The 24175-nt window shown below is 58.7% G+C and carries 19 protein-coding genes and 1 pseudogene; 7 read left to right on the plus strand and 13 right to left on the minus strand.

All coding sequences use genetic code 11. The annotated features are described in order from the left end of the window. Positions 1-41: 41 nt before the first annotated feature. The 5 genes and pseudogenes from ACUIAI_RS05555 to ACUIAI_RS05575 form a co-directional block, all read right to left on the minus strand. Complete coding sequence (locus tag ACUIAI_RS05555; protein WP_110413239.1) at positions 42-1463, minus strand: CHAP domain-containing protein; 1422 nt, start codon at positions 1461-1463, stop codon at positions 42-44. Between the two features lie 84 nt (positions 1464-1547). Beyond that, positions 1548-2471, minus strand: a complete 924-nt coding sequence (ftsX, locus tag ACUIAI_RS05560) for a permease-like cell division protein FtsX (RefSeq protein ID WP_110413240.1) — start codon at positions 2469-2471, stop codon at positions 1548-1550. Positions 2472-3262: 791 nt separating this feature from the next. After that, a pseudogene (ftsE, locus tag ACUIAI_RS05565) lies at positions 3263-4294 on the minus strand (cell division ATP-binding protein FtsE); the annotation flags it as partial. A gap of 97 nt (positions 4295-4391) precedes the next feature. After that, a complete protein-coding gene (prfB, locus tag ACUIAI_RS05570) occupies positions 4392-5525 on the minus strand; it encodes a peptide chain release factor 2 (protein WP_445341806.1) in 1134 nt (377 codons plus the stop codon). Between the two features lie 107 nt (positions 5526-5632). Beyond that, positions 5633-5764 (minus strand): hypothetical protein, encoded by a 132-nt coding sequence (locus ACUIAI_RS05575; protein WP_445341807.1) that lies wholly within the window; start codon positions 5762-5764, stop codon positions 5633-5635. Between the two features lie 147 nt (positions 5765-5911). On the opposite strand from ACUIAI_RS05575, the gene dapD reads away from it, so the two are divergent. After that, on the plus strand, positions 5912-6871 hold the full coding sequence (gene dapD, locus ACUIAI_RS05580; RefSeq protein WP_445341808.1) for a 2,3,4,5-tetrahydropyridine-2,6-dicarboxylate N-succinyltransferase: 960 nt from the start codon (positions 5912-5914) through the stop codon (positions 6869-6871). 19 nt (positions 6872-6890) lie between these two features. Here the strand turns inward: dapD and ACUIAI_RS05585 are convergent, their stop codons facing one another. The 3 genes from ACUIAI_RS05585 to ACUIAI_RS05595 all read right to left on the minus strand — a co-directional run bounded on the left by ACUIAI_RS05585 (position 6891) and on the right by ACUIAI_RS05595 (position 10108). Then, on the minus strand, positions 6891-8180 hold the full coding sequence (locus tag ACUIAI_RS05585) for a citrate synthase (protein WP_110413243.1): 1290 nt from the start codon (positions 8178-8180) through the stop codon (positions 6891-6893). Between the two features lie 334 nt (positions 8181-8514). Continuing rightward, a complete protein-coding gene (map, locus tag ACUIAI_RS05590; RefSeq protein WP_254477202.1) occupies positions 8515-9291 on the minus strand; it encodes a type I methionyl aminopeptidase in 777 nt (258 codons plus the stop codon). 103 nt (positions 9292-9394) lie between these two features. Further along, the gene (locus ACUIAI_RS05595) at positions 9395-10108 is read right to left on the minus strand and encodes a DUF308 domain-containing protein (protein ID WP_445341809.1); all 714 of its coding nucleotides are present in this window, start codon (positions 10106-10108) and stop codon (positions 9395-9397) included. Between the two features lie 175 nt (positions 10109-10283). Here ACUIAI_RS05595 and ACUIAI_RS05600 point away from each other — a divergent pair, with 175 nt between their 5' ends. After that, entirely contained in the window at positions 10284-12377 is a 2094-nt protein-coding gene (locus ACUIAI_RS05600) for a M13 family metallopeptidase (RefSeq protein WP_445341810.1), read from the plus strand. A 119-nt stretch (positions 12378-12496) separates the two neighbouring features. Here the strand turns inward: ACUIAI_RS05600 and ACUIAI_RS05605 are convergent, their stop codons facing one another. Continuing rightward, a complete protein-coding gene (locus tag ACUIAI_RS05605; RefSeq protein ID WP_445341811.1) occupies positions 12497-13006 on the minus strand; it encodes a single-stranded DNA-binding protein in 510 nt (169 codons plus the stop codon). 370 nt (positions 13007-13376) lie between these two features. Between ACUIAI_RS05605 and ACUIAI_RS05610 the strand changes: the two genes are divergently transcribed. Next, a complete protein-coding gene (locus ACUIAI_RS05610; RefSeq protein WP_445341812.1) occupies positions 13377-14231 on the plus strand; it encodes an exodeoxyribonuclease III in 855 nt (284 codons plus the stop codon). 125 nt (positions 14232-14356) lie between these two features. On the opposite strand, the gene ACUIAI_RS05615 is transcribed toward ACUIAI_RS05610, so the two are convergent. Beyond that, entirely contained in the window at positions 14357-16171 is a 1815-nt protein-coding gene (locus ACUIAI_RS05615; RefSeq protein ID WP_445341813.1) for a proline--tRNA ligase, read from the minus strand. A 314-nt stretch (positions 16172-16485) separates the two neighbouring features. Between ACUIAI_RS05615 and ACUIAI_RS05620 the strand changes: the two genes are divergently transcribed. The 4 genes from ACUIAI_RS05620 to ACUIAI_RS05635 all read left to right on the plus strand — a co-directional run bounded on the left by ACUIAI_RS05620 (position 16486) and on the right by ACUIAI_RS05635 (position 20207). Then, the gene (locus ACUIAI_RS05620) at positions 16486-17271 is read left to right on the plus strand and encodes an ABC transporter ATP-binding protein (protein WP_445341814.1); all 786 of its coding nucleotides are present in this window, start codon (positions 16486-16488) and stop codon (positions 17269-17271) included. Between the two features lie 164 nt (positions 17272-17435). Continuing rightward, positions 17436-18773 carry a hypothetical protein gene (locus ACUIAI_RS05625; RefSeq protein ID WP_445341815.1) on the plus strand — a complete coding sequence of 446 codons (1338 nt, stop codon included), beginning with the start codon at positions 17436-17438 and terminating at the stop codon, positions 18771-18773. Positions 18774-18853: 80 nt separating this feature from the next. Next, on the plus strand, positions 18854-19552 hold the full coding sequence (locus ACUIAI_RS05630; RefSeq protein WP_445341816.1) for a hypothetical protein: 699 nt from the start codon (positions 18854-18856) through the stop codon (positions 19550-19552). Positions 19553-19805: 253 nt separating this feature from the next. Continuing rightward, complete coding sequence (locus ACUIAI_RS05635) at positions 19806-20207, plus strand: GNAT family N-acetyltransferase (RefSeq protein ID WP_445341817.1); 402 nt, start codon at positions 19806-19808, stop codon at positions 20205-20207. 146 nt (positions 20208-20353) lie between these two features. Here the strand turns inward: ACUIAI_RS05635 and ACUIAI_RS05640 are convergent, their stop codons facing one another. The 3 genes from ACUIAI_RS05640 to orn all read right to left on the minus strand — a co-directional run bounded on the left by ACUIAI_RS05640 (position 20354) and on the right by orn (position 24079). Continuing rightward, positions 20354-21664 carry an IS4 family transposase gene (locus ACUIAI_RS05640; RefSeq protein WP_445341818.1) on the minus strand — a complete coding sequence of 437 codons (1311 nt, stop codon included), beginning with the start codon at positions 21662-21664 and terminating at the stop codon, positions 20354-20356. A gap of 266 nt (positions 21665-21930) precedes the next feature. Further along, complete coding sequence (locus ACUIAI_RS05645; RefSeq protein ID WP_445341819.1) at positions 21931-23337, minus strand: PIF1 family DEAD/DEAH box helicase; 1407 nt, start codon at positions 23335-23337, stop codon at positions 21931-21933. A 40-nt stretch (positions 23338-23377) separates the two neighbouring features. Then, a complete protein-coding gene (gene orn, locus ACUIAI_RS05650) occupies positions 23378-24079 on the minus strand; it encodes an oligoribonuclease (RefSeq protein ID WP_045935639.1) in 702 nt (233 codons plus the stop codon). Positions 24080-24175: the final 96 nt, after the last annotated feature.

Consider the following 24175-nt stretch of genomic DNA (forward strand, 5'->3'; position numbering starts at 1 on the left):
GATAACACCGTTCCAAGCGGCGGACTTGGCCCGCATCGGCATCAGTAGTGAATGTATTGGTAGTTGCCCGCCCCATAGACCGTCTCATAGGTAGGGAAGGAGGCGAAGCCAGTACCCCCTTCGGAGATGAGCACCGATCCATCCGCATTGACCCGCTCGACCACAGCCACGTGACCATAGGACCAGTCGGCGTTCCAATTAGTGACCCGCTGGCCTCGGGCGAAGACCATGACAGCACCAACGTGGGGGGTGTTATTGACCAGATAGCCCAGGCCGCGAGCTGTACCGGCCCACTCCGCACCGTTGCCCATATAGGAACCCACAGGCAGAGCCAGCTGCGAACGGCGTATATAAGCCCAAAGTGTGCATTGCCGAGCAGGATAGGCGCTACCGCCCACTGAGTTGCCAGTGTTGTGGCCATAGCAAAATCCGGAACCTGAAGGGCAGCTGCCAGGCACTGCATAATTCATGCCGGAGGCGCCACCACCACCGTTGCCTTTACCGCTATTGCCACCGCCGCCATTGTTGCTAGGCGGGGTAGGCCGTGGAGCGGGTGATGGACGGGAGCCACCACCACTGCTTATCTGCTGGGCTCCGCCAGCGTGCGGGTCGGCGCTGCCGCCTGGATTGCCGGTGTTCAAAGAGTCGATCATGGATTCAGTCGCCACGATATCTGCAGCCTCTCGGGCCGACTGTGTGGTCAGGGCAGCCTTTTGACTTTCCAACTGCTTGCGTGCTGCGGTCCCCTGGTCACGCAAGGCCTGCAGGTGATCCTGCTTGGCCTGCGCCGCCGCTACAGCCTGCTGGGCTATCGCCTGCTGCTGATCAGCCTTGGCTTTCAGCGTGCTGATCTGCTCCTCGATGGCCTGCAGACGCTGCTTACGGTTCATGGAGGAGTTGAGGGTATTGGCTGCATCGTTGGCCGTATTGGCTTCGGACCTGGTTACAGCCGCATCGGACTGCATCTTGTCTACGAAGTCCTGGGCGCTTGAAGACTTGGTCACCACATCCATGATCTGAGAAGTCTCGGACCCGTGAAAGCTCTTTCTTGCCATCTGAGCCACGCCAGCCTTGGCATCATCATAATCAAGGCCTGTCTGGCGTATTTTGGCTTCCAGGTCGGCACGATCCTTGCGGGCAGCATCCAGGCGGTCATTGGTGGCCTGGACCAGGCTGTCCGCCTGCTCGGCCTTTTGCTGAGCATCGATGGCACTCTGCTGTGCAGCCGGAATCTGATTAGAAGTCAGGTCATCAAGACTCAGTATCTGGTTAGCGAGTTGGGCGCTAACACCAGCCAGCTTGCTCTTCAGGGCCGCGTGGTTCTGGACTTTCTGCTGGTAGCTGCTCCAGTCGGCCCGCGCCGGTTCGGGCGCTACGGTCAGCCCGAGGATCCCGCCACCTAGCATCATGGCCAATGACCCCACGAGGCCGCAGATAGCCTCCCACCGTTTGGTACGATTCATGGTCAAGTTCCTCACTATCAATTCCATGCTAGTCATCATTATGACAGAGATTGCACCCCCGATTGATTGGCCAGTCGCCGCGGATCATGTACGCAAATACCGTCGCAAGGAGATGGAGGAGGCCAGTGCGGACAAGAGCATGGCTCCCAGGATCAACATAGGGGCTATGAACAAGACCGTGGACTGATCCACGTAGGGCATCCATTGAACCGTGCGAGCCAGCCAGTCGGTAATGAAGAGCTTGACGATGGCGCTCAGTGCTCCGACAGCCAGAAGCGAACCCAGCAGGGAGGCCACCACGCCCTCCAAAATGAAGGGCAGCCGGATGGTCCAGTTGGAGGCTCCCACCAGTCTCATGATCTCCGTCTCGTTCCGACGGGAGGCGGCGCTCATTCTGATGGTGGTGCCGGTTAGCAGAATGGCCACAATCACCATGACCACGGCCAGGACCAAGGTAACCGCTGTAGCTCTGTTGAGAATTTTGAAGACCGGGTCGAATATCTGACGCTGGTCGGAGACCTCTTCCACCCCATCGCGTCCGGACAACACCTCGGAGACCACCTGGTACTTAGTCGGATCCTTGAGCTTGAGCCGCAGGGAGGCCTGCATGTCTGCCGCGGTCATGGTCCTTCCCTCGTAGGTGCCGTCAGGGTACTGCTTGAGGAAGGTGTTCTTGAAGAAGTCCTCACGGCTCTGATAGGTGATCTTGGCCACGGAGTCGCTCAGCTCGGTATTGATTGTGTTCTCCAGCTTGACGATTTCGTCATTGGTGGGCGCCTTGCCGGTCGCGCATGAGGCCGCCTGGCTGGTGCCGTCCGGGCAGAGCCAGACCACCACCTCCACCTGGTCGTACCAGTCTCCCTTGGCCTTGCTGATCTGAGCCTGCATGAGGCCCGAGGCACCTATGAACAGGAAGGAGATGAAGGTGACCAGCATGACCGAGAGGATCATGGACCCGTTGCGGCGCAGGTTGTCCCAGGTGCTGGAAAGAATGAACCGCAGTCTCATCGTGCCGCCTTCTTCTCGTCATCATGCTCATCCCGAGCCTGTGCGCCATTCTTTGCTTGGGACTTCCCAGCATCCTTGGAAGCTTCAGGTGGAGCAGGAGGGGCCGGGGGAGCCTCCATGGACTCGACGCCATGACGGTTTTCGCTCGTCGAGACCTTTTTATTGGTCCCGCGCTTGTTGGATGCTCGTTTTGAGGATTTCGTTCCGTCCTGCTTTATCTGACCTCTATCCTGATTGGATTTGCCGGTCTGCTCGGCTGGACTGGAACGATAAGACTTCGAGGGCTGATCGGGCCTCTTGAGCCGTTGTTCAGGATCAGAAGTCTTGGCGGAGGAGTTCTTTATCGACTGGCGGTCCTTGGCCGTATCATCCTTCTTAGGCTGACCATGACCGTCTCGTTTATCCTCCTGTCCACGGTTCCGATTGCGATCACTGCCTCGTTTCCTGTCATGCCTCCGACGATCCGAATCCTCGGCCTGCCGATCCTGGGGTCTGCTTTCAGCGGTCGACTTAGGCTCGGCATCCTCCGAACCCGGGGCTGGCTTCCAGGATTTGCGAGAAGCTGTATGCTCTGTCCGGGAGTGATTGTCAGACTCATCACGATCAGTTCCTGCCTTGTCGTGACCTCTGCCACTGGAACCGTCAGTCGATTGATCTGATCGATTCTGGCTGCCTTGAGCCATAGGCCTGCGGAATCGCTCATCCGACTCAGAGTTTTTCCCTCGATCGTACTGTCCTGCAGCCGCATCTTCATGCTGATTGGAATCTTCCTGCGTGGACTCAAGACTGCCCAGACCCTTGCCCCAGGTCAGGGTGTCCTCCACCGAGGTGAAGACCTTTCCATAGCGTCCGGTTCTCCCCGAATGCATGGACTTGGCTAGACGCGCGATTCCCTCGTCGCCGTACTGACCCTGGTTGACGGCCTGTGCCACCGCTTGGACCACCTGCTTGGCCCCCTTGGTTCCATCCCCGATGGGCCCGGTAGCCGAGCTGTTCCCATCCTGCCCGACGATCTGCACCGGACGGCGCCCTGCAACTCCAGCCTCGCGTGCACGGTCCAGGGCATCGCCGTCGTTGGGATCCCCGATGGCGTGATGAGAACGCGCCGCAACCTCAGCATCTGGGAAGAATCGCGAAGAATCGTAGGAGCCATGGGCTTCGTCGCGCACAATCCGACCCGTATGCAACTCCACCACCCTCTTACGCATAGAATTGACGATTTCCTCGTTGTGGGTGGCCATGACCACGGTAGTGCCGGTCCTGTTGATGGCGTCCAAGACCTCCATGATGCCCAGGGAGGTGGTGGGATCAAGATTGCCGGTAGGCTCATCCGCCAGCAGAATTTCCGGGTTGTTTACGTAAGCCCGGGCCAGAGCCACTCGCTGGGCCTCGCCGCCGGAAAGCTCATGGGGGTAGTTGTGCTCCTTGCCAGTCAAACCCACAGTCTTGAGCACCTGAGGCACCAGAGTCTTGATAGTGGAGCGACGGGCGCCGATAACCTCCAGTGTGAAGGCTACATTCTGCCATACGGTCTTGTTATTGAGCAGTTTGTAATCCTGAAAAACGAAACCGATGGAACGCCGATACCCTGGGATCTCGCGATTACGCAGACGTCTTAGGTCGTTGCCAGCCACACGGATCTCCCCCTCGGTGGCCTCCTCCTCGCGCAGGAGCAGACGCAGCAGTGTGGTCTTGCCCGATCCGCTGGCGCCCACCAGAAAGACGAAATCCCCACGATTAACATCCAGACTGATGTCATCCAAGGCTGGACGGGACCCCTTGGGGTAAATCTTGGTCACGTCCTTGAGCGAAATCAACGCCATTGACACTCCGTTCCTCGGTATTCACCTACAGAGGCTATCAAGAAGACTGACACTACTCACTCATGAAACACCGACCAAGCAGCGGCCGGATGAAGCTCTACTTGCTGGCTTCCTCCTCGCGAGCCTGGACCCGCTGCTGGTGCCGCCAACGGATACCGGCTTCGATGAAGGCATCAATGTCACCGTCGAAGACCCCCTGGGTGTCGGAGGTCTCGTATCCGGTGCGCAGATCCTTGACCATCTGGTAGGGATGCAGCACGTAGGAACGCATCTGGTCCCCCCAGCTTGCCTTGATGTCGCCAGCCAGCTCCTTCTTCTTCTTGGCCTCCTCCTCGTGTCGCAGAACCAGCAGCCGGGACTGCAAAACAGCCATGGCGGCCGCGCGGTTCTGGATCTGGCTACGCTCATCCTGCATGGTGACCACGATGTTGGTTGGCAGGTGAGTGATGCGCACGGCCGAATAGGTGGTGTTGACTCCCTGGCCGCCGGGGCCGGAGGAGCAGTAGGTGTCCACTCGGATGTCCGAGTCGGGAATGTCGATGTGGTCGGTGGGCTCTACCAGAGGGATGACTTCGACGGCAGCGAAGGAGGTCTGCCGCCTGCCCTGGTTGTCAAAGGGCGAGATCCGCACCAGACGATGGGTGCCGCCCTCCACCGACAGACGGCCGTAGGCATAGGGGGCGTCCACCTGGAAGGTGGCCGACTTGATACCGGCCTCCTCCGCGTAGGAGGTGTCCATGACCTTGGTGGAGAAGCCATGCCGCTCAGCCCAACGCATGTACATGCGCAGGAGCATCTGCGCCCAGTCGGCCGCGTCCACCCCGCCGGCGCCCGAGCGGATGGTGACCACGGCAGCGCGCTCGTCATACTCGCCGTCCAGCAGGGTCTGAATCTCCATGTCATCCAGGTCGGATCTCAAAGAGTCGATCTCCTTGCGGGCCTCCACCAGGGTGTCCTGATCGTGCTCCTCCTGGCCCAGCTCCTCCAAGGCCTGCACATCATCCAGCCGGGAGGATGCGGACTCCAGGTGTTTGAGCTGGGATTGCAAGGCCGAGAGCCTGCTGGTCACCTTCTGAGCATTCTCCTGATTGTCCCAGAGTCCGGGCGCGCTGGCCTGACGCTCCAGATCCGCAATCCGCGAGCGCAGACCATCCGGGTCCAGCGCCTTGGAAATCATCTCGTACTTGGCCTTGGCCTGCTCCAATGCTTGAGCAAAATCCATCTCTGCCATACCGTCTCACCGCTTTCCGGACCGGCTCCGCACGAGCCGACCACCGTCTTCATTCCTGTGTGCCTTTGCCTGTGACGGCCGGATTCCCGCCGACCGGACGGACCGGGTCAAAGGCCGCTGAAGATGGCCGGGATGACAAGACTGGCCAGCAGAGCCACGGCGATGACCAGGCAGATCACCCTGGCCGTATTGCGGCGCCGACGCTCCCGGCGCTCCCGCTCATGACTGTAGGCACTCATAGTAGGTAATTTTACCTATCGGCTGGGACCTGGCTGGTGTCGATCCGGACCCGACTGCCGGACGGACCGCCTGTATTTGAGCGTCGACCGGTTTATCCTGTAAGACAACTTGATGTCAACACGACTGCACCGCCTGAAGGAGGAACGATGAGCACAGCACGCACCGCATGGGGTTGGGGCCTGGCCAGCCAGGACGAGCAGGGCCGGATCCTGGACGTCTGGTACCCCAAGGCCGAGATCTCCACACCGCCGACCCCGGCGAACCGCCCCAACCACGACTTCAGCGACCAGGTACACAACCAGCCCGACGCACGCGGCATCCGCCGGGTGCCAGTCTTCACCGTTGCCGATCTGGATGACACAATAGCGGATGCCGCCGATGCCTATCTGCGGCTTCATCTGCTCAGCATGCGTCTGACCCCGCCCAACAGCATGAACCTTGATGGAATCTTCGAACAGCTGACCACGGTGGTCTGGACCAACTACGGACCCTTTGCTGTGAAAGACTTCGCCCTGCGCAGGTCAGATGTTATGGCTGCAGCCAGCCGGTCCATGCCGGGCATGCCTGTTACGCAGGTAACGGTGCTGAGCGTGGACAAGTTCCCCCGCATGGTGGATTACGTGGTTCCCGAGGGGGTACGCATCGGCAACGCTGACCGGATTCGGCTCGGCGCCCATCTTGCTCCGGGAACGACAGTCATGCATGAGGGCTTCGTCAACTTCAACGCCGGGACCCTAGGCCACTCCATGGTCGAAGGCCGGATCTCCCAGGGGGTTGTGGTCGGCGACGGTTCGGACATCGGCGGCGGAGCCTCCATCATGGGCACCTTGTCCGGCGGAGGCCGCCATCGGGTCTCCATCGGCCAACACTCGTTGCTGGGAGCCAATGCCGGCATCGGCATCTCCCTAGGCGACGACTGCGTGGTCGAAGCCGGGCTTTACGTCACCGCCGGCACCAAGATCGGTCTGGGCGACCAAGTGGTCAAAGGGGCGGAACTGAGCGGACGGGATCATCTGCTCTTCATCCGCGACTCCCGCACCGGCCAGGTCAGAGCCCTGCCCCGCAAGAAGGGCATCGAGCTGAACGAGCGGCTGCACGCCAACTGAGCCCAGACGATCTTCGGACTCAGCGCTGCTCCATGGGCAGATAGTCGCGCGGGCCCTGCCCGGTATAGACCTGCCTGGGACGACCGATTTTCGTGTCAGGATCGTCCAGCATCTCCCTGTACTGGGCGATCCATCCGGGGATGCGACCCAATGCAAAGAGCGTGGTGAACATCTCCGGGTCGAAGCCGATGTCGCGGTAGATGAGCCCGGTGTAGAAGTCCACATTGGGATAGAGGTGGCGTTCGACGAAGTAGTCGTCGTGCAGTGCCAGCTCCTCCAGCTCCAGAGCCACGTCGAAAAGTTCCGCATCCTTGGCATTTTTGTCCTGGTCGGGTTCGTCCATGAGCTTGTAGAGCCACTGCTTGGCGATGGCCGCGCGCGGATCATAAGATTTATAGACCCGGTGGCCCAGACCCGCTATTTTCCGCCCCTCGCTCTTGGCCTGGTCCACATAGCCCCGCACACCAAGACCGGAATCACGTATGCTCTTCAACTGACGCAACACGGCCTCGTTTGCGCCGCCGTGCAGGGGACCTGACAGGGTATTGATGCCGGCAGCCACTGCCGAATACAGGTTGGCCCGGGCAGATCCGGCAATCCGCACTACTGAAGTAGAGCAGTTCTGTTCATGGTCGGCATGGATGATCAGGAGCTTATCCAGGGCCTGCACCTTGAGAGGGTCGACCTGATAGGGCTGGTAGGGCATGGCGAAGCTCATCCGCAGGAAGTCCTCCACATAGCCCCAGTTCCTGTCCGGGTAGAGCAGGGGCTGGTCGCGGCGACGACGGTGGATCAGAGAAACGATGGTGCGCACCTTGGCCATAATGATGGCGCTGGCCTCATCCAATTGGTCGGGATCGTCAACATCACATGTGTCCGGGTGGAAGCCAGCCAGAGCATTGACCGCCGCAGCCAGCACACTCATGGGATGAGCCTGGCGGGGGAACGACGATAGCAGATGACGGAAGTCCTCCCCTACGACCGTATAACCCAGGACATGGCTGCGGAACCGCTTGTACTGCTCGGCATCAGGCAACTCACCGTGGGACAATAGCCAGGCCACTTCAAGAAAATTGGACTGGGCACACAGGTCCTCTATGGCATAGCCCCTGTAGCGAAGTATGGATCGCTTGCCGTCAATGAAAGTGATTCCCGAGACGCACTGGGCTGTGGTCTGGAAGCCAGGATCCAGTGTGACCCACCCGTCGTTGCGCAGGGAGGAGACCAGAATGCCATCGGGCCCTTCGGTGGCGCGAACCAGGGGAAGATCAACCTGTTCGGAATCGATGGACAACCGTGCTGTAGACACCACGCACCTCCTGTTAATCAACCAGTGAGGTGCCAGTGAGAGTCGATGGCCATGCCAGATCAGGCTACCGGCACCTGTACCGGCGTGGAATTGCCGACATGCTAGCAGAAACAACCACGACTTCGATTACCAGCTTGTAACCGCCATCAGGAATCCGTCGCCCGCGACCACGGCCTGCGGGCCCAAGGCAGGGCCGTCTTCCTTCCTACGCAAGCCTGCAGATAACAACGCCAAGGAAAGAGGGACCAGCATCAAACAGGGACCCAGGAGCATCCACATTGTGGACATTCCTGGGTCTCTTATAGTCCTATTTCGGCCGCGAACAGCCTCCGACTCAGTCCCTGGTCGTTAGGATGATAGGCCCCTGCTCGGTGATGGCGATGGTGTGCTCGCTGTGGGCGCCGCGCGATCCGTCCGCCGACCGCAGTGTCCAACCGTCCTTGGGATCCTGGTAAATCTGATCGGTGGTCGCCAGGAACCAAGGCTCAATGGCGATGACCAGCCCCGGGCGCAACTTGTAGCCGTGATGAGGAGTGCCGTCGTTGGGCACATGGGGATCACCATGCATGATCCGCCCTACCCCGTGGCCTCCGAACTCCAGGTTGACACTGTATCCGTTTTCATGGGCAACCTCACCGACTGCGGCGGAGATGTCACCCAGACGGTTACCAGGCTGAGCCTGAGCGATGCCCGCCTTCAAGGCCTCTTCAGTGGTCCGAATCAGTCGCAGATCCTCTGGATCGGCATGCTCGCCCACCACGAAGCTGATAGCCGAGTCACCCACCCAGCCGTCCACGTTGATGGCTAAATCCAAGGAGAGTAGGTCGCCGTCCTTGAGGTTGTAGTCATACGGCACCCCGTGCAGGACGGCATCGTTGACGGACAGGCAGATGTAGTGGGCGAAGGGGCCGGTGCCAAAATCAGGCGCATAATCCACGTAGCAGGAGGTGGCTCCCTTACGGGAGTTGATCCTGTCCTTGACATAGTCATCCAGCTCCAGCAGGTTGACCCCGGGTTTGCTCATGGCCTTGAGCTCCTTGAGGATGCTGCCGACGAACCTGCCCGCCGGCTTCATCTGTTCGATCTCCTGCTTGGTTTTGAGCTCGATCATCCTCTGCATCCTTTCATGATTGGTGCCCGCGGGTGCCGCCCCTCAGGATCCTGCCCAAGTACTACCTCTCAGTATTATCGGGTCAGTCGGACGAGTCCGGCTCTCAGTTCCGGCCGAAGGTGAAGGCCCTGATGATGGAGACGACTCCCAGCACCAGAAGTGCACACCCGCTGAAGATGACCAGGAAGATGACGGAGCTCAGCGGGTAGATCATGACGATAATTCCGGCGATGATGGATACGATGCCCGAGAAGATGGCCCAGCCTGAATGCGGGAGCCCCCAGGAGGCTGCCAGACTCATCACGCCCTCCATGATCCAGCTGATGCCCACAATGATGGTGACCAGTAGGGTCAGCGCAGAAGCGGACAGGGCCGTGTTCCTGACGATGACAATACCGCCGACGGCGATCAGAGCGCCAAAGAGGACGCCCAGCACACGCCAACCACCCGGAAGTCCCTTGGTTACGATGGAGGTGGCCAGACGGACCACGCCGGAGATGATGAAGTAGATACCCAGCACCACGGTCACGGCGATCAGGGTCTTGTCTGGCCTGAGCAGAAGGGCCAGGCCCAGTATGACTCCAATCACGCCCATGACGCCCATAATGATGCGGATGGCTCGCAGGGTTCTGAATCCCAGATCCTCGGCGATCATGGAGAATGGATCCATCCGTGGCGGGCGCCCTTGGTAGCCGGGGTATTGCCCATACTGACCATAATTATTCTGGCCATAATTATTCTGATATTGGCCGTTATCCTGCGAAGAATCCCGACCACCGTACTGATTGGTCTGACCGCCCTGCATGGGATCCGTCATACCGTCCTCTTTCGCTCGCTCAGGGCAGCCGAGCAGCCGTCCTGTTACCGTCTTCCAAGTTTAAATCACCAAGGGGGCAATCGTGGCTTTTTCCCTTCGGCGGACGGTGCGCCGGTCCACTGATTCCCTGCGACCCAGGGCATGGCATGTCACCAAAGATGGCTAGGCTTGTGGCATGGCACAATCAACTGAATCCAAGACCTCCTCCGGACTTGATCCGGCCTCCTTCTCTTCGGTCATTCGGCCGCAGGACGACCTCTTCCGCTTCGTCAACGGCCCCTGGATCGACACCTACAGCCTGCCCGAGGACCGCTCCCGGTTCGGCTCCTTCGACAAGCTTGCCGAGGATGCCGAAGCACAGATCCATGAAATCCTTGAGGACCCGGAGTCCCCAGCTGTCAAGTCAGCCCTGCTCTATCGCAGTTTCCTGGACACCGATGCCATCGAAGCCGCAGGGATGGAACCAATCCGCTCCGACCTGCAGGCCATTGATGCCGTGCCCGACAAGAAGGCACTGACCAGCCTGCTGGGCCAACTCAATCCCACCGGCGGTCCCGATCTGTTCGGCATTGCCATCTACGGTGATCCGGGCAACGCCGGCGTCAACGTGGCTCATATGGAACAGGCCGGGTTGGGACTTCCCGACGAAGCCTACTACCGTGAGAAGAGCTACGCTCCGGTCCGACAGGCCTACACCGACATGGTGGCCTCCCTGCTCAGGCTCTCCTGCTACGCCGATGACCAGGAGGCTGCCCACAGACAGGCGGAGTCTTTCCTTGATGTCGAGACACGCATAGCGGCACGCCACTGGGACAACGTGTCGACCCGAGACGAAGATCGCACCTACAATCCCACCACCCTGGTCGACCTGGAGTCTACACTCGCCGATTTCGATCTGCACACCTGGATCGAGTCCTGGCAGAATGCATATGCAGCCAGCCCTGCCGCCAATCTGCAACCGGTCGATCTGAGTTCAGCCCTGTCCAGGACCATTGTGCACGAACCCTCCTTCCTGCAGGGTTTGAACGAGCTTTGGAAAACCAGTGATCTGGAGGATCTCAAACTCTGGGCCCGCGTGCACACCCTGATCGAGTGGGCAGGCCTGCTCAGCAGCGACTTCGATCAGGCCAGGTTCGACTTCTATGGCAAGGTTCTTTCAGGCACGACCAAGATGCGTGACCGCTGGAAGCGGGCTGTCTCCCTGGTCAATGGCATTTGCGGCGAGGAGGTCGGACGCGAATATGTACGCCGGCACTTCCCTGCCTCCAGCAAGGCCCGCATGGAGGCCCTGGTCTCAGACCTGATCGACGCCTACCGGGTCTCCATCACCTCCAGCGACTGGCTGGGAGAACAGACCAAGGTCAAGGCTCTGGCCAAGCTGGACAAATTCTCGCCCAAGATCGGCTACACCGAGCACTGGCGCGACTATACGGCCCTAGCTGTGGACGAAAAGCTGGGTCTGGTCGACAACGTGCGGCGGGCCAACATCTACGAGTCCGGCTACCAGTTCTGCAAGGCCGGTCAGCCCGTGGACAAGGAAGAGTGGCTGATGAACCCTCAGACGGTCAACGCCTACTACGAGCCCACCCTGAATGTCATCGTCTTCCCCGCAGCCATCCTGCAGCCGCCCTTCTTCGATCCAGACGCCGACGATGCCGTCAACTACGGAGGCATTGGATCGGTCATCGGTCACGAAATCGGCCACGGATTCGACGACCAGGGCTCCAAGTACGACGGTGACGGACGTCTGCAGGACTGGTGGACCCCGCAGGACCGTGAAAACTTCGAACAACGGACCAAAGCACTTATTAAGCAGTACAACGGATTTGTCCCCCAGCAACTTGCCGAGAAGTATGCCGACAAGCCCGAGCAAGCACCTCATGTCAATGGAGCGTTGACCATTGGCGAGAACATTGGGGACCTGGGAGGCGTCAACATCGCCATCAAGGCCTATGCCATCTCCTTGCAGAAGAAGGAGGGCGCCCCGGTCGGGACAGACGATGCGGCTTTGGACCAGGCACTGGCCTCGGCTCCGGTCATGGACGGCTACACCGGCCTGCAGCGGTTCTTCCTGTCCTACGCCTCCATCTGGAGGACCAAGAACAGGGATCAGCTGGCCGAACAGTATCTGCAGATCGATCCTCACTCCCCTGCTGAATTCCGTACCAACGGCATCGTTAGGAACGTGGATCGCTTCTATCAGGCCTTCGGAGTCACAGCCGACGACGGCATGTGGCTGGAACCCGAAGCACGGGTCAAGATCTGGTAAACCTGTTCTGATTAAAACCGTTGGTTGACGGTTTTAATCAGCCTAATGATCAAGGCGGGAGGCCGACGAGAATCAGTCGGTCTCCCGCTTTCGTTTTGCTTGGCCGGAGCAACCTTTGTTTATCCAGCATTGGCAGCCTCCACGGATACTTCCTCCGGCGCAGATGAGGCAGGTGATGCAGAGGCTGTTTCGGACGGTGAAGATGCCAGCGGTGTGGTCCAAGGATCCGGACCGGCAGCCCCCTCATCAATAGACGCAGAACTCGATCGGATCCTAGTGAAGGTATCCTGTCCACGTGCTAAGTCGTGACCAATGCCATCCGCAATCAAAACCAGACTGCTATGCGGCTGGCCGTCAGTGGTCCACTCCTCCGTCACCAAGGATCCCGTCACCATGACTGGATCACCCTTGTGCAGACAAGCCAAGGCATTGACCGCCAAAGTCCTGAAGGCCTTGACCGTCAGCCAGGTGGTGGATTTTCGTTTCCACACCCCAGCCGCAGCATCGTAATAGGCCGGCGTAGAGCCCAACCTGAAGGAGCAGACCGGCGTAGACCCCGGCTGTCCCAGACGAGTTGGCTGAGTCCCCATAAAGCCGAAGACGGTCGTTTTTATTTCGTTGATAGACATACCGGCACCTCTCTGTCGATGTTATGAATCCGATGCTGTAAATCTGCCGGCCGATTCCTGCTCGCGCGGCAATGAGGCCGTTCGACGGAGGATCCCGGACCGGAACGCGGATAATCGGAGCGGGGGAAGGTACTGGCCCCGGCCAGAAACCCTCCATCGAACGGTGAATCTATCGTGCCTCCACCCACGTCTCCGCACCTGACCCGCAGACCATTGTGGTCGAACGAGCCCGGCTTGTTTTGCGAGGTGGACAACCCTGCCCATGGCTGGTTTGGCAATGTCCCTTTCAGCACCCAGGGCAATCGAGCATTGGTCCTGGGCTAAACTGTGAGAGCAGATACATCGGTACGGTTTGGAAGGACCCGCAGTCATGGTTCACACGCTGGTCAGTTGGAATATCGATTCGCTCAACGCCGCCCTGCTGGGCAAGAGCAGCCGCAGCGCCCTCTCCCTGAAAGTGGTGGAGACCATACGGAATCTGGATCCTGATGTCGTAGCCATCCAGGAAACCAAACTCAACGGAGATCAGAAGAAATCCGCAGGCATCCTTAAGGCACTCATGCGATACTTCCCCGATTACCAGGAGGTGGACCGCCGCTCCGAGCCCCCGGCCCGCACAGGCTACGCAGGCACGCTCATGCTCTACCGCAAGAGCCTGCCGGAACCTACCGTGACGCAACCCCGCATCGGCGCTCCGGACACCATGGATGACGAGGGCCGCATGCTCACTCTGGAGTTCCCGGACTGCTTCGTCACCACGGTCTACACCCCCAATTCAGGATCGGGACTGGTCAGGCTCAAGCCGCGCGGCGTCTGGGACGATCGCTACCGTCACTACTTGCAGGAACTGGATGCCCGTAAGCCGGTCCTGGCCTGTGGCGACTTCAACGTGGCCCACGAGGAGATCGACATTGCCAACCCGGCCTCCAACCACCATTCCGCCGGCTTCACCGATCAGGAACGCGAGAAGTTCGGCCTTCTGCTGGATGCAGGCTTCACCGACACCTTCCGGAAAATTCATGGCGATGCCGCCGGCTTCTACGACGATCACCGCAGCGTCTACACCTGGTTCGCACAGCGTGCCCCAAAGAGCAAGATCAACAACTCCGGCTGGCGCATCGACTACTGGCTGACCTCCAACCGGATTGCTGACCAGGTTAGCACCAGCGAACCCGTGGACACAGGCGAGCGCCAGGACCATCTGCCCATACTGCTGCGCATCTGACCGGATAGACTCCTGAAACCAAACCGATACAACCGAAGGGGTGGGGCCTTGGTCGCGTAGATTATGACGCGACCAAGGCCCCACCCCTATTGGTTGCGAATAAGCAACTATGAGCGTGGCATAACCTACTGCAAGGCTGTAATCCGATCCACGATCACCTGAGCAGCCTGATCAGCAGGAACAGCTTGCACATCCGAGCCATCGCGGTTGCGAATCTCAATAGTGCCGTTGGCGATGGTGTCGCGACCAGCAATAGCGACCAGGGGGACCCCAATCAGCTCGGCATCCTTGAACTTGACCCCGGGAGATACCTTGGGCCGGTCGTCGTAGATGACCTCCACGCCGCGGTCCTCCAGGTCGGTGACCAGCTTCTCAGCGGCATCGAAGGCCTCCTGCTTCTTGCCGGTGGCCACCACATGGACCGCGGCAGGAGCGACAGCCTTGGGCCAAGCCAGACCTTTATCATCGTGATGCATCTCAGCGATGCAGGCCAGCACACGGGAAATGCCGATGCCATAGCAGCCCATCCAGACCGGAACAGCCTTGCCGTTGCGGTCCAGAACCTTCAGCCCCAATGCGTCAGAGTATTTCAGCCCAAGCTGGAAGACCTGCCCGATCTCCACGCCACGCTCGAAGCTGAGCGGCCCGGAACCATCAGGACTCATATCCCCGTGACGCACCTCGGCGGCTTCCACTGCTCCGTCGGCTTGGAAATCACGCCCATAAACCGCATTGGCCAGGTGCACGCCTTCAGAATCAGCCCCGGTCACCCAGGCAGATCCAGGCGCCACATGGGCATCGAGGAAGTAGCGGATATGGGCGGCAGACTCGGTATCCGAACGCTGAGGACCCAGCACACGAGGACCAATGTACCCCTTGACCAGCTCGGGATGCGCCGCAAGGTCAGCCTCACTGGCCTCCTCGATCTCGGCCGGAGCGAACTGGGCCTCCAACCGCTTCATGTCCACCTGACGGTCGCCCGGAAGGCCGACGGCCACCAGCTCTCGCCAGCCCTCGGGATGGTCATCATCCGCAGGGTGCTTGACGGCCACAATCAGGTTCTTCAGAGTATCGGCAGCGGTCCAGTCCCGGCCATCCTCACGAGGATGCAGCTGGTTGAACCGCTCCACCAGAGTGTCGATGGTGGTCGAGTCGGGGGTGTCCAGCTCCTGCATGGCCGGGGTCTCAGCGTAGTCGACGGAATCGGGACGCGGGGTGGTCAGCGCCTCCACATTCCATGCCTTCCCCGAGGGTGCCAGGGCAAAGGTGTCCTCGCCTATGGGCAACGGAGCCAGGAACTCCTCGGACTCGGATCCCCCCATGGGTCCAGAGACCGCATGGACGATTACGTAGTTGACACCCAGACGCTTGAAGATTCGCTCATAGGCGCCACGCTCATCCTGGTAGGCCTTCTTCAGCCCCTCCTCGTCCACGGTGAATGAGTAAGCGTCCTTCATGATGAACTCACGGCCCCTGATCAGCCCGGCACGGGGACGGAACTCGTCGCGGTACTTGGTCTGGATCTGGTAAAGAACCACCGGCAGGTCCTTGTATGAGGAGTACATGTCCTTGACCAAAAGGGTGAACATCTCCTCATGGGTGGGAGCCAGCAGGTAATCAGCGCCGTGCCTGTCCTGGAGGCGGAAGAGATTCTCGCCGTATTCCTCCCAGCGGTGGGTGGCCTCGTAGGGTTCGCGAGGCAGCAGGGCCGGGAAGTGGACCTCTTGGGCACCAATGCCATTAATCTCCTCCCGGACCACGGCCTGGACCTTGTCAAGGACCTTCAGACCCAGCGGCAGCCAGGTGAAGATGCCCGGGGCCACCTTGCGGACGTATCCGGCACGCTGAAGGAGTTTGGCCGAGTCCACATCGGCGTCGGCCGGGTCCTCCCTGAGGGTCCGCAGAAAGAGGGTTGACATGCGCATGGCTTTGGTTCTCATACCTCCCAAAGATATGCGCGCAAAGGGACAAGCAGCCATAAAAGATGACCTGTGACAATTTGCTGCAGGAGAGCCTGAAATCTGGAAATTATTGATCGCGCCCATCATACATAGTTCTGGCGGCCACGCCTCGGATCATCTCTTGGGATCAATCGAGACGCTGCGGAATACAGAGACTGCAACTTCTTAGAACAATTCCGAATACCGTTCATGCGCTTTGTCAAGCACACCGATTTGACTCGAGCAGTTGTGTAATGTACAATTAAATGAATTTTGAAGTAAAATTAGTTCAATCTTTTTATTAGCTTGGTTCAATGGTGACTTATAAAGTAGACGTTTCTCTCTCGCACGTGTCCTTCTCCTACGGACGTAAACAGGCACTGTCGGATGTGTCCTTGAGCTTCGGCAACGGCGTATTCGGGCTCCTGGGTCCCAACGGTGCCGGCAAGACTACCCTGATGAATATTGTGACCACCTTGTCGCGTCCTTCCTCGGGCAGTGTAAGGGTTGCCAGAGCGAATGTGCTGACTGGCGCTGGACGACGTCGGGCCAGGAGTCGGATCGGATATTTGCCGCAATCGTTCGAGCTGATGAATACTTCAAGCCTGATGCGCAACGTGCGGTACGCCGCCTGGGCGCGCGGTCTGTCCTGGAAAGCTTCCTGCGATGCAACGGTGTGGGCCATGGAGCAGGTGGGATTGTCTGGGGAATCCCGCCGCCCGGTGCGCAGCCTGTCCGGTGGCATGCGTCAACGTGCGGGCATCGCGTGTGCAATTGTCGCCCGTCCCGACGTGCTTGTCTTGGATGAGCCGACCGTTGGCCTCGATCCAGTGCAGCGCATTGAGGTGCGTAAATTCCTCGATGCCTATGCCGACAGCCACACAGTGCTGGTGAGCACACATTTGGTCGAGGACCTGGCCGCAATTGCCGACCGTGTACTGGTGCTCGATCACGGGCATCTGCTCCTGAACGGGGGCATGGATGATCTCGCCGCCTTGGCCGCTCCTGAGGACTCTATGGCATCTCCTTGGGAATCCGGTTATCGACGACTGCTGACAGGGACCGAGCCTCTGCCATCCGACCAGGAATGGATTTCATGATGGCCCGGTTGCTTAATCCCTTGTCACCGGTGAGCTCGCTGGTGTTCTTTCTTGCAATGATGTCGTATCCGGCCGTAAGCTCGGTGAGCAACTACGGAATTGGACGATCAGACGTGTCTTTGTTCGCGTTGACAAATGCCCAATTACAGCTTGATCTGACCTTCATGCATCTGGTAACTGATGTAATCGCCTGCATGTTCGGGGCATGGGGCGCCTGGAAGGCATGCTCCCCTCGATCTATGGTGGCGCCACCCTGGATTGGAGGCTCGGCTGTCCGAAGATACGGCGTTCCTGTCCTCAAGGGTGCTGCATTGTGTGCCCTAGCCTATGCGGCAGGATGTCTTCCTGCCATCGTCCAGACACTGCGGTTCACTGGCGGGTCGGTTCCCGTGGGAGCCTTGCTCATGGGCATGGCAGCGCCAGCAGCTATGTTCGCCCTAGGTTACTCATTCGGCACTATCATGGGTAGCCGCTGGTCCCTGGCTCCGGCCACGCTCCTGCCTGCCGCACTGTGTTGGGTCAGCGTGATGCTGCTGATGCCACGCACCCCCAGGGGAGATGTGTTTCCCCAATCTTGGGGGTCGCCGCTTGCGGTGGCGATGCCCGTGATGAACACGGGCATCGGTGCCGAGCCGGGACTCAGCATTAACCCTTCAGCGGTGACAGCACGCTGGGTCTTGGTCGTAGTAGTGCTGGCCGCGTCCACAGCGGCATGCATTCTGACTGCGCACCGGTGGCGGCCTGGCCTGTCATGGATAGTCGCCCCCTTGGCGGTGCTTCTGCTTGTTCCGACTGCTGCCGGGGGCCTAGTCGCCATGTCCGGTCCGGCAGAATGGCGCCGGTCCGCTCCGTTCACCCCTGTCTGCAAAAGCATAGACGGCGTGCCGCTATCAGTGTGTGCCCACCCGGATGATGATGCCCACCTGAGACGCTATATGCGATATATGCGGTCGGCCGCCTCATGGTTCCCCAAGGACAGTGTGGAGGACAGCTCGGGCCTTGTGCTTTTGCTGGGTAACGCATTTACGCCCACAACCCATGGCCAGGCATGGAATCTCACCGGCCAAGGCATGACCGAACTGCAACACTTGGGCGGCAAAAAGATACAGGTAATGACCGACACAGTCACCGAACGCACTGGACGATACAGCGGCCTAGAAAACGTCACAGAGACCATTGTGAAGGAATTCGTCCATGCCGACTGCGCGGCTACGGCACTTGAAAACGTTTATAAACAAGGGACGTTGGATGACGGTGCCAGTGTGTCCGCCTTCGTGCTGGAGCAGTTGCCCGTGCGCATGAGCGAGACCGCCTACGAGTCGATGGGTGGCAGAGGAAGCGGGGCATCCGGGATGGGAAGCGCCCGAGGCCCTGCCGCTGATCTGCTTAACGATGCCACTGATGAAGAGTTCCATGCCTACGTGCGTCGCAACCTCTCTGAGATCGAACGCTGCGCCGTCACGCCGTCCGATGTCATTGATGATCTTGGGAAGAACCACTGATGGGCGGTCGGCATCGACGTGGTTCCATGAGAGGCGGAATCTCGGTCGGATGGTTGGCTGGGCGCCACCCATGGGCAGCCTTGGCATTCGTTGCGCTGGCTGCGGCCGTGCCCTTCCTGCTCGCCTCCGTCTCCGCTTCCGCTACCGGCGGAGAGATCTATGCTCGACCAGCCTATTACGGGTACGTCTGCCTTCCTGATCCACATGCAGTGGTATTCAACGACGCTGTGCACACCCAATGCCCACAAGGCAAAAGCGCCGTGCCAAGTGTCGTGCCCATGGCCGAGCTGGCCTACGCGGCGTTCAGCGCATGTGCCTTGGTCATGCTCGCCCCGCTTATGCCCACCTGGGAGCGCCTGAATCTGGCGCGCGTCCGTTGGCGAGCCCTGGCTGCCGGGACAGGCGTGCTGATGCTGCCGTTTCTTTTCAGCCTCCTCCTTACCATACCTAGCTCCCACGGTGACCCGACAACCGCACAGTCGCTGCTCAGACTGGCTGCCTGCAACGGCCTGGTCGACACAGCCTTGGTCATGCTCGGCATCGCATTACTGGGTCGTTTCTACGGGCTTGGGCTGGGCGTAGGGCTGGCAGTGATCAATATCGCCAGCCAGGGTATGCAGGTAGGCATGGGGCTGACGCTTCGTCTATACCCCGAGGACATCAAACCGCCAGTTCCTGGACAGGGAATCTGGCCGGCGATTGCCACAGTCTTGACGGTCTTCGCCGTCATACTCTGGACGGTCACCGGAGGCCGGGGAATGATCATGGACAAGAAATAAAGAGCCAGCATAGCTGCTTGTGAGAGGTGTTAGACCCTGCCGGCCTTAGCAGCGCAGGAGTTTGTCCGAGTCCACCTGGCCGTCAACCGAACCCAAACCAAACGGCGCATACCGGAAAAGGTCGGCAAATCCTCAACCTAACATCCTGACATCCGGCATCTCTCCAGTATTACCCTCTCCTATAAAGAGGGCCAAGATATGATGGTTGTATATCAAACAGGTTTTCTGATTTACAAGGACAAGGCGGGCACCTATGTCATCAGAGCCGGGTGTGACCATCCAGACCTTCACCGACCTCGATGCAGAGCACATGACGCTTCTCCTGGAGGCAGATCCTTCGGAACGGATAATCCATGACGTTTTCACCAATTCCCGCGCTTATGAAATCCGAGTGGAACAAGCCCTGGCCGGCGTCATGCTGCTTATCAGACCGGTTACAGACGCCTTGGAAATCGCCGATATCAGCGTGAACCGCGCTTTTCGCAGACAGGGACTTGGAAGCAGATTAATAGAACGAGCCAAGATGGAAACTGTCGGGCTGGGTCTGAGCAGACTGGAAGTCGGCACCGGATCCACCAGTTTTGGCGCCCTTTGCTTCTACCAGACTTGCGGATTTCGCATGGACTGCATTGAACGGGATTATTTTGTAACTTAAACTTCCCACACCAAAAAGAACTATGAAGCCTTGAAAACTCAATAGTTTAACCAGTAAATATTCAATTATGCTGCTAGTGATGGCGATATAGCCTCTTGCATGTACTTCGGGAGGCGGGAAATGAAAGCTTTGGTGAACCTTTCCATCTACTCTTCTGTCAGTTGGAAGATCTCTTTCACGCTCTCGAACATGGCTTCCACCAGGATCTGAAGGGAGTGATGGAAAGTAATGTCCGCAAGCTCGTCTATCATGCAGTAAAAGAGCTCGCCTATTGTCCTATCATCTTCATCATCTCGCTTCTCAACTGACATGAACATGTAGCGCAGAAAGACGAAAGCCGTATGGGCAGTCAATGCATCATATGAGAGGCCGTGGTATTCAGTACCAAGTTTCAAGAAACTCTTGCAGGTCTTGAAGAAGACTTCGATGTCCCATCTTTTGCCGTAAATTCTGATGATCTCATTTTCATCGATCATCATGTCCGTGCAAATAAGAGCGATCCAATCTTTGCGGTTGGAGCGATTTCTTACGCAGACTATTCTGGCATCAACCTGGGCACCATCCTTGGCAGGATCTCCAACCTTTACAGGGACGGACAAGAGATATCTTGAACGACCTCGCCGCTTCTTGCATGCGCTGAAGATCTGCTTGACGTTCATCCGCTTACCATCGAACTCGTATGTGATCTTGGAACTCTTCTTCACCATGGCAATTACGTTTAGGTCACGTTGCTTGATCTGGACGATCTGATGAGGATTGGAGAACCAAGTGTCAAACATGACGTACTTAGCAGTAAGCCCTGCTTTCAAAGCTTGATCGAGTAGCTGGATAACTACATCGGTCCCCTTTGATTGGGCCATAATTCGTCTTTTGGCCGCGATTGTGCGCTTGTCGATCTTCTTGGTTGTCCCGATGACATTCTGATCATTCTTTGAGGACAAGAGAGATGAAGCGATTGGGACGAAGGAGGATCCATCAGTCCAACCCATGGTCATCATCCGAAAGCCCTTCTTGTAGGTCATCGAAACGTGGTCGAATACTTTGGCAGCCAGCTCAGTCTTCTTGTATCCAGTTCTGGAGTAGAGCGAATCGTCAAAGACGAAGCAATCCGCACGTTGGTCAGAGGTCAGATCTTTCAGATGCCCATTGACGATCTTCTCAGCTAGCAGAATAGTGAAGCGGAGCCAGTTGATATGTGGGTTCTGCATGAATCGATAGTAGGTGTTTTTGGAGAAGCCAGCAGTACACTTGCCAGACTTCTGTTGCATGTACATGCTTCTGTCTCGAAACACATTACTGAAGATGTATGAAAGGATCGACCAAAGAGGGATTCCTTTTGACTTGCGGAGCCCACATCTACGGAGAAGCTCCATAACTTTGTAGTCCTTGAAGAACTTTTCAACAGAACGGGCGATTTTAGGTTCATTTTCAGTATCGAATGATGGTAAACTAGACATAGCACAAGCCTTTCGTTTGATATTGATGATGTTGTGGTTGACTAAATTATATCAAGCGAACAAAGGCCTTGTGCTTTTTTATTGGCTAAACTATTGAATTTTCAAGGTACAAGCCCACTTTTGCAAGTGGGAAGTTTAAGTTTGTAAATCGTTACCAGCGGCCCATTGTAGAGAACGGAATCACCCTTAAAGACATGGTCCGTCTGTCATGGTGTCTCCAGCAGCCCGAATGAGCGCACCGGACCAAGACCGATAGAGGCGACCCTTCAGAAAAGCCCGTCCTGGCTGAACTCGTCTTCTGGTTCCTGACCAACGGCGCGCTTGGTGAAGGACTCAGGACCTTCATCCTTCAGACGGGCGCAGGCCGTCTTGGACTCGGCCCTCAAACCCGCATCCAGAACGACGGCATCGGGAGAAACCAGGAAGGCGTGCTCATTGATGCCCGTCAGGTAGAGCCCATCCAGACTTTCCACACGGGAGAGAGCCACGTAGCCCATTCCTGGCGCAAAGGTCCGTCTCAGGTCCATGACCGCCCTATCCAGGGTCATCCCCTGGGATTTGTGGATGGTGATCCCCCAGGCACAGCGAAGAGGCACCTGGTTGACCGCGGCCAAGACCGTGTCACCATCCATGGTCTCCCAGGCGGCCGGCTTCATAGTGACCACGTTGCCGTTTTGGAAGGAGACAATCGGCCATCCCCCCTTGGCCGAGCTGGTGAATCCGCTGACTGTACCTATGGAGCCGTTGACATATTGATGATCCTGGTCGTTGCGCAGGGCCATGACTGCGGCTCCGGTCTTCAGGGCCAGATCCTCGGGGGCCAGCATGTTCTTCTTCAGACGCTCCACAAGTCTGGCCTCGCCCCGGGATGTGGCCTGGTAATGGTGGGCCTCTTCGTCGATGGAGGCCAGGCGCTGGTCGTTGAGCGTGTCGGCCTGTTTGTTGACCGGGAAGAGGTGGACCGCCACCTGGCCGGGAGCGGGCACTGCGCCCACACGGGCGGCCAGGACATCATGGTCCTCCTGGGTGACGCCGCCCTCCCTGATGTCAGTCAGGACGGTCAACAGCTGTCCATCGTCCTGGCGGTGCTGCTCGGTCAGGTAACAGATGACCGGGTCCAGGTCCTGCCAGACCAGGGATTCGGTGACGAACCCGTCCGGGTCCTTGCCTGCCCGGGCGTAGCGTTCCCGGGCAGCCTGGAATTCAGGGCTGGGTAGTATTCCTGCAGCCCGGTTGGACCGAGTCACCGGCGGCAGCTGGAAGAAGTCCCCGGAAAGGACCACCTGGATCCCTCCGAAGGGTTCGGGGCTGTGACGGACGGCCCGGCAGGCCTGGTCCACCATGTCGAAGAGCCAGGCATGCATCATGGAGACCTCATCAATGACCAGGATGTCGGTGCCCTCGATCTGCCTGCGACGGCGGGTCTTGATCCGCTTCAAGAGCGATTCGGTCATGCAGGTGGCGATTCCCACCCCGCTCCAGGAGTGGATGGTCTGGCCGTTGATGTGCGTGGCGGCGATGCCGGTCGAGGCTGTCACTGCCACAACCGCCCCGGCCTGACGAGCCTGGGCGACGAACTCATTGAGCACAAAGGTCTTGCCTGACCCGGGGGCACCTGTGATGAAGGCATTGGCCCCAGCACTCAATATGGTCAAGGCTTCGGATTGCTGCATGCCTCCATGGTGCCACGTCAGAGGTACATGGCCACGCCTGTCAGTAATCGGTCTTCTCGGGCTTGTTGGCATCCTCGACAGGATTGCCGGACTCTTCGTAATGGCGCAGAAGACTGGTCTGCTCGATCTGTTCCGCCCCGGCCTTTGACTGGGCCTGGTCGGGTCCGGGAGCCGGAAGGAAGAACATGGAGCGGTAGTAGCGCAATTCGTCCATGGACTCAATGATGTCGGCCAGGGCCCTGTGGCCGCCGTGCTTGGCCGGCTTGTTCTTGTAGACGTCCGGGTACCAGCGGCGGGACAGCTCCTTGAGGGTGCTCACGTCAATGACCCGGTAATGAAGAAGAGCCATCAGATCGGGCATGTACCTGTCGAGGAACTTCTTGTCGGAGCCCACCGAGTTGCCTGCCAGATGGGCCTTGCCGTTCTTGGGCAGGAAGGGCTTGACATACTCGATCACCTGACGCTGGGCCTCCTCAAGGTCCAGGCCGGTTTTCATCTCTTCGATCAGGCCGGAGGAGGTGTGCATCTTCCTGACGAAATCCCCCATATGATCCAGGGCCGCCTGGGAGGGCTTGATGACCAGGTCGATGCCCTTGTCCAGAACCTTCATGTTGAAGTCGGTGGGTACCACAGAGACCTCGCACAGCTCGTCATGGAAGATATCCAGACCGGTCATCTCACAGTCTATCCAGATCATGCGGGATTCCTCCGCCGAGAAAGTCAGATCATTCTTATCACTCATCTGTACGCCTTTCAGATCCGGGTTGCCTCCCGGATTGCTCCTTCCGCCGCCTTGGACGGAACATTACAAGATATCGCCAGCACGTGACCGGCGGAG

The sequence above is a fragment of the Bifidobacterium sp. ESL0827 genome (genome assembly GCF_052606685.1).

Excerpts from the sequence above, each read along its gene's own strand:
- ACUIAI_RS05640 (WP_445341818.1), bottom strand. The coding sequence starts at position 21,664 with ATGTCTAGTTTACCATCATTCGATACTGAAAATGAACCTAAAATCGCC.
- ACUIAI_RS05575 (WP_445341807.1), bottom strand. The coding sequence starts at position 5,764 with ATGAGTGCCTACAGTCATGAGCGGGAGCGCCGGGAGCGTCGGCGCCGC.
- prfB (WP_445341806.1), bottom strand. The coding sequence starts at position 5,525 with ATGGCAGAGATGGATTTTGCTCAAGCATTGGAGCAGGCCAAGGCCAAG.
- ACUIAI_RS05635 (WP_445341817.1), top strand. The coding sequence starts at position 19,806 with ATGTCATCAGAGCCGGGTGTGACCATCCAGACCTTCACCGACCTCGAT.
- ACUIAI_RS05620 (WP_445341814.1), top strand. The coding sequence starts at position 16,486 with ATGGTGACTTATAAAGTAGACGTTTCTCTCTCGCACGTGTCCTTCTCC.
- dapD (WP_445341808.1), top strand. The coding sequence starts at position 5,912 with ATGAGCACAGCACGCACCGCATGGGGTTGGGGCCTGGCCAGCCAGGAC.
- ACUIAI_RS05605 (WP_445341811.1), bottom strand. The coding sequence starts at position 13,006 with ATGTCTATCAACGAAATAAAAACGACCGTCTTCGGCTTTATGGGGACT.
- map (WP_254477202.1), bottom strand. The coding sequence starts at position 9,291 with ATGATCGAGCTCAAAACCAAGCAGGAGATCGAACAGATGAAGCCGGCG.
- ACUIAI_RS05615 (WP_445341813.1), bottom strand. The coding sequence starts at position 16,171 with ATGAGAACCAAAGCCATGCGCATGTCAACCCTCTTTCTGCGGACCCTC.
- orn (WP_045935639.1), bottom strand. The coding sequence starts at position 24,079 with ATGAGTGATAAGAATGATCTGACTTTCTCGGCGGAGGAATCCCGCATG.
- ACUIAI_RS05595 (WP_445341809.1), bottom strand. The coding sequence starts at position 10,108 with ATGACGGATCCCATGCAGGGCGGTCAGACCAATCAGTACGGTGGTCGG.
- ACUIAI_RS05645 (WP_445341819.1), bottom strand. The coding sequence starts at position 23,337 with ATGCAGCAATCCGAAGCCTTGACCATATTGAGTGCTGGGGCCAATGCC.
- ACUIAI_RS05600 (WP_445341810.1), top strand. The coding sequence starts at position 10,284 with ATGGCACAATCAACTGAATCCAAGACCTCCTCCGGACTTGATCCGGCC.
- ftsX (WP_110413240.1), bottom strand. The coding sequence starts at position 2,471 with ATGAGACTGCGGTTCATTCTTTCCAGCACCTGGGACAACCTGCGCCGC.
- ACUIAI_RS05610 (WP_445341812.1), top strand. The coding sequence starts at position 13,377 with ATGGTTCACACGCTGGTCAGTTGGAATATCGATTCGCTCAACGCCGCC.
- ACUIAI_RS05555 (WP_110413239.1), bottom strand. The coding sequence starts at position 1,463 with ATGAATCGTACCAAACGGTGGGAGGCTATCTGCGGCCTCGTGGGGTCA.
- ACUIAI_RS05625 (WP_445341815.1), top strand. The coding sequence starts at position 17,436 with ATGCATCTGGTAACTGATGTAATCGCCTGCATGTTCGGGGCATGGGGC.